Here is a 6,000-nt window from a genome sequence, read left to right as displayed (position 1 = left end):
CTGATTTCAGCACAGCTCAGACTAACGATCGAACGGTTCAGCGCGGAGCGAACGCTAGTGAGCGAGCACTGCCTAGTGAGAGCGTTATGCTGAGCTGGGATGCGGGAGCAAATGGTTAATGCCGTTAGATCATGCCATCATGATGCAAGAGCAAATGGCTAAGGCCGATAGATCATGCCATTAAGATGCAGGAATAAACGGTTAATGCAGTTAGATAATAGATAAAAAAAGAGCCACGACAGTAATTGCCGCAGCTCAAAAACCTTAGCTTAATCAAGCTAGGAATGCCTAGAAAAATTAATCTAACGTTAGGTTTAGACGCTCAATCACCGCATCCCAGCGCTCTTTTTCTGACTGAATCAAAGCAGTCATGTCCTCGGGACTAGAGGCTGCAGGAGTGAAATACAAAGCACGAATTTTTTCTTGAACATCGGGACGAGCGATGACCTCTTGAGTCAGTTGATTCAAGCGTTGCACAATATCATCGGGGGTACCGGTTGGTACAAAAAGCGCATCCCAGGAAATGGCCTCGAAGCCTTTGTATTTTTCATCCGCAGCAATAGGAGCTAGGCCAGGGACTAGGTCGCTTTCCTCTAGGCTGGTGACGGCCAAAGCGCGGATTTTGCCAGAGTTAACTTGGGGCATGGCAATACCAGGGACCATGAATGCTGCGTCAATGTCGCCTGCAATCACTCCAGCAATGATTTGTGGAAAGCCGCTATAGGGGATATGAGCTAATTCTATATCGGCCTCGTGCTCCAGCATAGCCATGCTCAGATGAGAGGCACTGCCTGCGCCGACGGAGCCATAGTTTAATTTACCCTTTTCTTTTTGGGCGAGCTCAATGAACTGCTCAATATTTTCTGCAGGGGAGTCCGCTGGAACGATTAGCACGTTGGGACTGGTACCAACCAAAGAGATAGGCTGTAGGTCTTTGAGTGGGTCGTAGCCCAGTGTATTTTTGTATAAAGTGGGTGCGGTTACCATGGGGCCATTAATGGTTAATAGCAGGGTGTAACCGTCAGGTTTGGCTTGGCTGACGTAGCGTGTGCCGATGTTGCCGCCTGCGCCGGGTTTGTTTTCAATGATAATGGTTTGACCAAGCTCTTTAGACATGGGTTCGGCTAGGGTGCGTGCCAAGATGTCAGGTGAAGAGCCAGCTGGAAAAGGGACCACCATTTGAATGGTTTTGGTGGGCCAGTCTGCCGCTGTTGCAGCCGCGCTTAGTGATAAAGAAAGCATAGCGCTGCCTAGTACGGCCAGCATTTTTTTAGGTAAGTGAGTCAGCATATTTAATTTTTTTACAGTGAGGTTTCTAAACGAGGATCGCGCGCAAGGAGTTGCTGCACTGCTTGTTGTGGAGCTAAGCCATTAAATAATACATCACAGACCGCAGCGGTAATGGGGGCTTGGATCTGGTGTTGTTGGGCTAGTTTATAGGCGGCTTGGGCGCAACGCACGCCTTCGGCCGTTAAACCAGAAGCAAGAATGGACTCAAGACGTTGGCCTTTAGCTAAAGCTAAGCCGACTTGGCGGTTTCTAGAGAGCTCGCCAGTGGTTGTGAGGACCAGATCCCCTAAACCCGTTAAGCCAATAAAGGTGGCAGCTTCGCCACCTAATGCCACGCCCAAACGTTGAATTTCTGCAAGGCCTCGGGTGATAAGGGCAGCGCGGGCATTGGTGCCCAACTGAAGTCCATCCGCAATGCCGCAGGCTACTGCAATAATATTTTTTAGCGCCCCGCCAATTTCTACACCTAATAAGTCTGTGCTGCTATAAATACGCGCACTTTGACCATGAAAAATGTCCACTGTGGTTTGACAGAGTGTTTGTGAGTGACTGGCTACTGTTAAACCAAAAGGAAGCCCTTGGGCGACCTCTAGAGCAAAAGACGGGCCCGAAAGTGTGCCGGTATGTAACCAAGGCGCTGCGCGTAGGTGTTGATCGGTAATCTGATGAGGCAGCTGGCCTGTTACTGGGTCAAAGCCTTTACTAGTGCGTAAAAGAAAAAGCGGATGTTGCCGTGTAGAGGGCAGTAGAGCGTTAATACGTTGGCAAAGCTCGGCCAGACCAGCCAGCGGCACACCTAAAATAATCAAGCCGGCCTGGGTGTCGTTTCCCAACGCGTGGGCTAGGGCTTGCTCAAAATGGGTTGTGGCCTGTAACTGCGTAGGCAGATGAATGCCAGGTAAGTAGTGTGGAAGTTGATGTTGCTCGTTAATTTGTGCGGCGCTATGAGTACTGCGTGCCCAAATTTTTGTTGAGGCACGCTGACTGGCGAGCGCCGCTAAAGCGGTGCCCCAACTGCCTGCGCCAAGTACGGATACGGGTACAGAAGATAGGGCAAACGCTGTCATTACTGAACCTGTTCTGTTGCTGCAGCACCGGACTGTTCAGCAGCACGCTGCTCGTAAAGTGCTTGGAAGTTCACTTCGCTAAGATGCAGAGCGGGTAGCGAGGTGCGGTTGATCGCATCCGCAACGGTAGCACGTAGGTAAGGGTACAGCATGGTTGGACATACAATACCGATGAGCGGATCCATTTGCTCGGCAGGAATATTGTCGATTTCAAAAATACCTGCTTGAGTGGCTTCAACCAAGTAAAGCACCTTGTCTTCGACGCGTGTGGTTACAGTGGCTGTCACTGCGGACTCGAAGACGGTTTGGGCTAAACGCTGAGCGCTAACGTTAATTTCTACAGAAACAGTAGGGGCCTCTTGCTCTAGAAAGATTTCTGGTGCATTGGGCATTTCTAACGATAGGTCTTTAACGTAGGTGCGCTGTAAGCTGAATACGGGCGAGGCGCTTTGTTCTGTAGAGCCTGCGTTTTGGTTTTCTTGGTTCTCTGCCATGAGACATTCCTTTAGGGGTAGAAAGTGATAAGGTTAACTAAGCCGTTATGCTGAAAGCAGGGGGACCAAGCCTCCTGCTTGATCTAATGCGGCTAAATCGTCGTAACCACCAATATGCTTATCATCTATGTAAATTTGTGGCACGGTACGACGTTTGGTGCGCTCCATCATAATGTCACGCTGAGCAGGATCTTTATCAATAAAGATTTTTTCGATCTCTGTTACACCCCGTTGTTTTAACAACATTTCTGCACGAGTGCAAAATGGGCAAACCACAGTGGAATACATTGTAACTTTAGCCATGAGTCATGCCTTTTAGTGAGTAAAGTTATGATTTTTTAAGAGGTAAGCCGGCTTGAGTCCAAGCCATAAGGCCGCCCTCTAGAACGGAAACATCATTAAAGCCCTGTTTACGCAATGTGGCTACCTGACGCGAGGCATTGCGTCCAGAATCGCAGACTAAGATAATGGGTTTATCTTTTGCTATTTTTTCAGTCTTGTTGACGAGGTCGGCCGCTTCAATATGACGTGATTGCGCAATGTGGCCCGCTTTATAACTGTCCGTTGCGCGTATATCGATTAAAATTGCATTTTGCTGATTGATTTTTTGTGTGGCTTGGCTCGGAGATAGAAACTGGCCTCCGCGTTTAGAGAGGCTAGGGAACATCAACATCATGCCGGAAATAAAGGCCACTACGAGTATCAGCAGATTGTTGGTATCGGTTAAAAAGTCCACGATGAGTCCTGTGTAAAACTTAGTTTAGATTAAAAGTGTTAAAGGGCTGTTTCGACTAATTATAATGGACAAAAATTTTGCAACCTAAAGGCTATTTTTACCATGTATAAACTTGTATTGATGCGCCACGGCGAAAGCCAGTGGAACCTAGAAAATCGTTTCACCGGCTGGACAGATGTTGACTTGACCGAAGCAGGTCGTGAACAAGCCAAACAAGCCGGAGAGCTCTTAAAAGCCAACGGGTTTTCTTTTGATATCGCATTTAGCTCCGTATTAAAACGTGCAATCCGTACATTATGGATTGTTTTAGATACCATGGATAGCGTTCATATCCCTGTAGGTAAAACTTGGCGCTTAAACGAGCGTCATTATGGTGCTTTACAAGGTTTAAATAAAGCGGAAACCGCAGAAAAGTACGGAGACGAGCAAGTCATGGTGTGGCGTCGTGCCTATGCGATTGGCCCAGACCCCGTAACTGAAGACGATCCACGTCATCCTAAAAACGATCCACGCTATGCCAATTTAAAACCCGAGCAGTTGCCAGCAACCGAGTGTTTAGCTCAAACCGTCGAGCGTGTGGTGCCTTTTTGGAATGACAGCATTGCACCAGCGATCCGTTCGGGTCGTAATGTGTTGATTACTGCACACGGCAATAGCTTACGTGCTTTGATTAAACACTTAGACAACATTTCCGAAGAAGACATCGTGCATTTGAACTTGCCTACCGGACAACCTTTGGTCTACGAGCTAGACGAGAACTTAAAACCTATTCGTCATTACTTTTTAGGTGACGAAGACGCTATCAAAGCCCAAATGGCCGAGGTCGCTAACCAAGGCAAGGCCAAATAAAAAAACCATGAAAAAAATGATGCGTGTTGGGTTGGTAAGTGTACTGATGGTCTGTGGCCCTAGCTTGCTTTGGGCCCAAACCAACCTAAGCGCGCAGCAGGCTGAAGCTCAACAGCAACGTGTTGAGCTTCAGCAGCGTATTAATCAATTGCAAAAGCATATTGAGGCCACGCAAACAAGTAAAAAAGACGCAACGCAAGCATTGCGTGATGTAGAAACACGTATTTCTAGCACTGATCGCGAGCTCAACACACTGCAGCAGCGTCAAACTGAGGTTCAATCCCATCTTGCCGATTTGCTCGATCAAATTAAAGAGCAACAACATCAACAACAAGTAGGGCAAGCCCAATTGGCCGAGCAGTTACGCAGTCAGTATGCAAATGGCTTATCGCCGTGGACGGCTTTGTTATCTGGCAATGACCCTCAAGAAATTCAGCGCGAGTTGGGTTATTTAGGTTATGTAAATCAAGCCCAAGCCAATCAGGTACGACAACTGCAAAAAGGGCTAGAGCGTCTACAACAGCTTAAAGCCGCCGTACAGAAAAATGAGACCGAATTACAGCAGCTCACTCAGAAAACTGAAGCACAAAAACAACAGTTGCAAAAGCAACAAGCAGAGCGAGAGCAAGTATTAAAAAACATTGAAACTGAGCTAGTAGCTCAACAAAAACAAGCCCAAAACTTAGCAGCCAATGAGGCGCGTTTAGGTCAGCTTATTACCGGCTTAGAAAAGGAAATTGCCCGTCAGGCCGAGTTACGTCGTTTGGCTGAGGAGCGCCGCCGGGCTGAAGAGGCACGTCGCAAAGCCGAAGAAGCGCGTCGCTTGGCTGAACAAAAGCGGGTTGCTGAAGAGCAGCGTCAACAAGCACTGGCGGCCGAACAACAACGTATTGCCGAAGCAAAAGCGCAAGCCGAACAGTTGCGTCAGCGCCAAGAGCAAGCGCAAAAAACACAGAATGAAGCAGATTTGGCTGCTTTGCGTCAGGCTCAGCTTGAGCGTGATCAGCAGTTAGCAGCCGAACGAGAGGCGGCGCGTAAAGAAGAAGCGCGTTGGTATGCTTTGGCTCATACCCCGGCACAGCCTGCTGAGCCAGAGCCAGAGCCAAAGCCCGTACAGGTTGAACCACAGACAAAAACTCCCGTCGAACCAGCGGGAGGCTTTACGGGTTTAAAGAAAGGGGCTCCTCCTCCTGTGCGGGGTGAGCAATTAGGTATGTTCGGGGGCGAGCGTCCCGATGGGGGCACATGGCGTGGCATTGTGCTGCGTGCTGCAGCGGGTACACCAGTAAAAGCCATTGCACCAGGGCGTGTGGTTTTTGCTAATTGGATGTCAGGATTTGGTAATTTATTAATTGTGGACCATGGGGCCGGCTTTCTAAGTGTTTATGGTAATAACCAAAGCGTGTTAAAACAGGTAGGAGATATCGTCTCTACTGGTGATGCAATAGCTAGAGTCGGTGCTACCGGAGGGCAGGTCGATCCCGGCGTTTATATTGAAATACGCCATCATGGTCAACCGGTAAATCCACAGCTTTGGCTAAGCAAATAAAAAGCGAACTGTCTA

At 48.5% G+C, this 6,000-nt stretch carries 7 protein-coding genes; 2 read left to right on the top strand and 5 right to left on the bottom strand.

Translation table 11 applies throughout. From position 1 onward, the window contains the following. Nucleotides 1–297: 297 nt before the first annotated feature. The 5 genes from ACBP46_RS13170 to ACBP46_RS13150 are packed head-to-tail and all read right to left on the bottom strand — an operon-like array spanning nt 298 to nt 3,587. Nucleotides 298–1,290, bottom strand: a complete 993-nt coding sequence (locus tag ACBP46_RS13170; RefSeq protein ID WP_371017174.1) for a Bug family tripartite tricarboxylate transporter substrate binding protein — start codon at nt 1,288–1,290, stop codon at nt 298–300. A gap of 11 nt (nt 1,291–1,301) precedes the next feature. Then, nucleotides 1,302–2,357: an NAD(P)H-dependent glycerol-3-phosphate dehydrogenase gene (locus ACBP46_RS13165; RefSeq protein ID WP_371017173.1), complete on the bottom strand. Its 1,056-nt coding sequence runs from the start codon at nt 2,355–2,357 to the stop codon at nt 1,302–1,304. Beyond that, complete coding sequence (gene secB, locus ACBP46_RS13160; protein ID WP_371017172.1) at nt 2,357–2,851, bottom strand: protein-export chaperone SecB; 495 nt, start codon at nt 2,849–2,851, stop codon at nt 2,357–2,359. Before secB ends, ACBP46_RS13165 begins: the two co-directional genes overlap by 1 nt. 45 nt (nt 2,852–2,896) lie before the next feature. Continuing rightward, the gene (grxC, locus tag ACBP46_RS13155; RefSeq protein WP_371017171.1) at nt 2,897–3,154 is read right to left on the bottom strand and encodes a glutaredoxin 3; all 258 of its coding nucleotides are present in this window, start codon (nt 3,152–3,154) and stop codon (nt 2,897–2,899) included. 25 nt (nt 3,155–3,179) lie between these two features. Continuing rightward, nucleotides 3,180–3,587, bottom strand: coding sequence for a rhodanese-like domain-containing protein (locus ACBP46_RS13150; protein ID WP_371017170.1), 408 nt, complete (start codon nt 3,585–3,587; stop codon nt 3,180–3,182). A 102-nt stretch (nt 3,588–3,689) separates the two neighbouring features. On the opposite strand from ACBP46_RS13150, the gene gpmA reads away from it, so the two are divergent. Beyond that, the gene (gene gpmA, locus ACBP46_RS13145; protein ID WP_371017169.1) at nt 3,690–4,436 is read left to right on the top strand and encodes a 2,3-diphosphoglycerate-dependent phosphoglycerate mutase; all 747 of its coding nucleotides are present in this window, start codon (nt 3,690–3,692) and stop codon (nt 4,434–4,436) included. Nucleotides 4,437–4,443: 7 nt separating this feature from the next. Further along, on the top strand, nt 4,444–5,985 hold the full coding sequence (locus ACBP46_RS13140; protein WP_371017168.1) for a murein hydrolase activator EnvC family protein: 1,542 nt from the start codon (nt 4,444–4,446) through the stop codon (nt 5,983–5,985). The last annotated feature ends 15 nt before the right edge of the window (nt 5,986–6,000 follow it).

This window comes from Paenalcaligenes hominis, assembly GCF_041359055.1.
GTDB lineage: Bacteria > Pseudomonadota > Gammaproteobacteria > Burkholderiales > Burkholderiaceae_B > Paenalcaligenes > Paenalcaligenes hominis_A.
The sequence above is the reverse complement of the archived record's forward strand: the minus strand, read 5'-3'. Positions and strand labels throughout refer to the sequence as shown.

Bases quoted from the DNA above. Each gene is read 5' to 3' on its own strand.
- ACBP46_RS13170 (WP_371017174.1), bottom strand. From the start codon at position 1,290: ATGCTGACTCACTTACCTAAAAAAATGCTGGCCGTACTAGGCAGCGCT.
- ACBP46_RS13165 (WP_371017173.1), bottom strand. From the start codon at position 2,357: ATGACAGCGTTTGCCCTATCTTCTGTACCCGTATCCGTACTTGGCGCA.
- secB (WP_371017172.1), bottom strand. From the start codon at position 2,851: ATGGCAGAGAACCAAGAAAACCAAAACGCAGGCTCTACAGAACAAAGC.
- grxC (WP_371017171.1), bottom strand. From the start codon at position 3,154: ATGGCTAAAGTTACAATGTATTCCACTGTGGTTTGCCCATTTTGCACT.
- gpmA (WP_371017169.1), top strand. From the start codon at position 3,690: ATGTATAAACTTGTATTGATGCGCCACGGCGAAAGCCAGTGGAACCTA.
- ACBP46_RS13140 (WP_371017168.1), top strand. From the start codon at position 4,444: ATGAAAAAAATGATGCGTGTTGGGTTGGTAAGTGTACTGATGGTCTGT.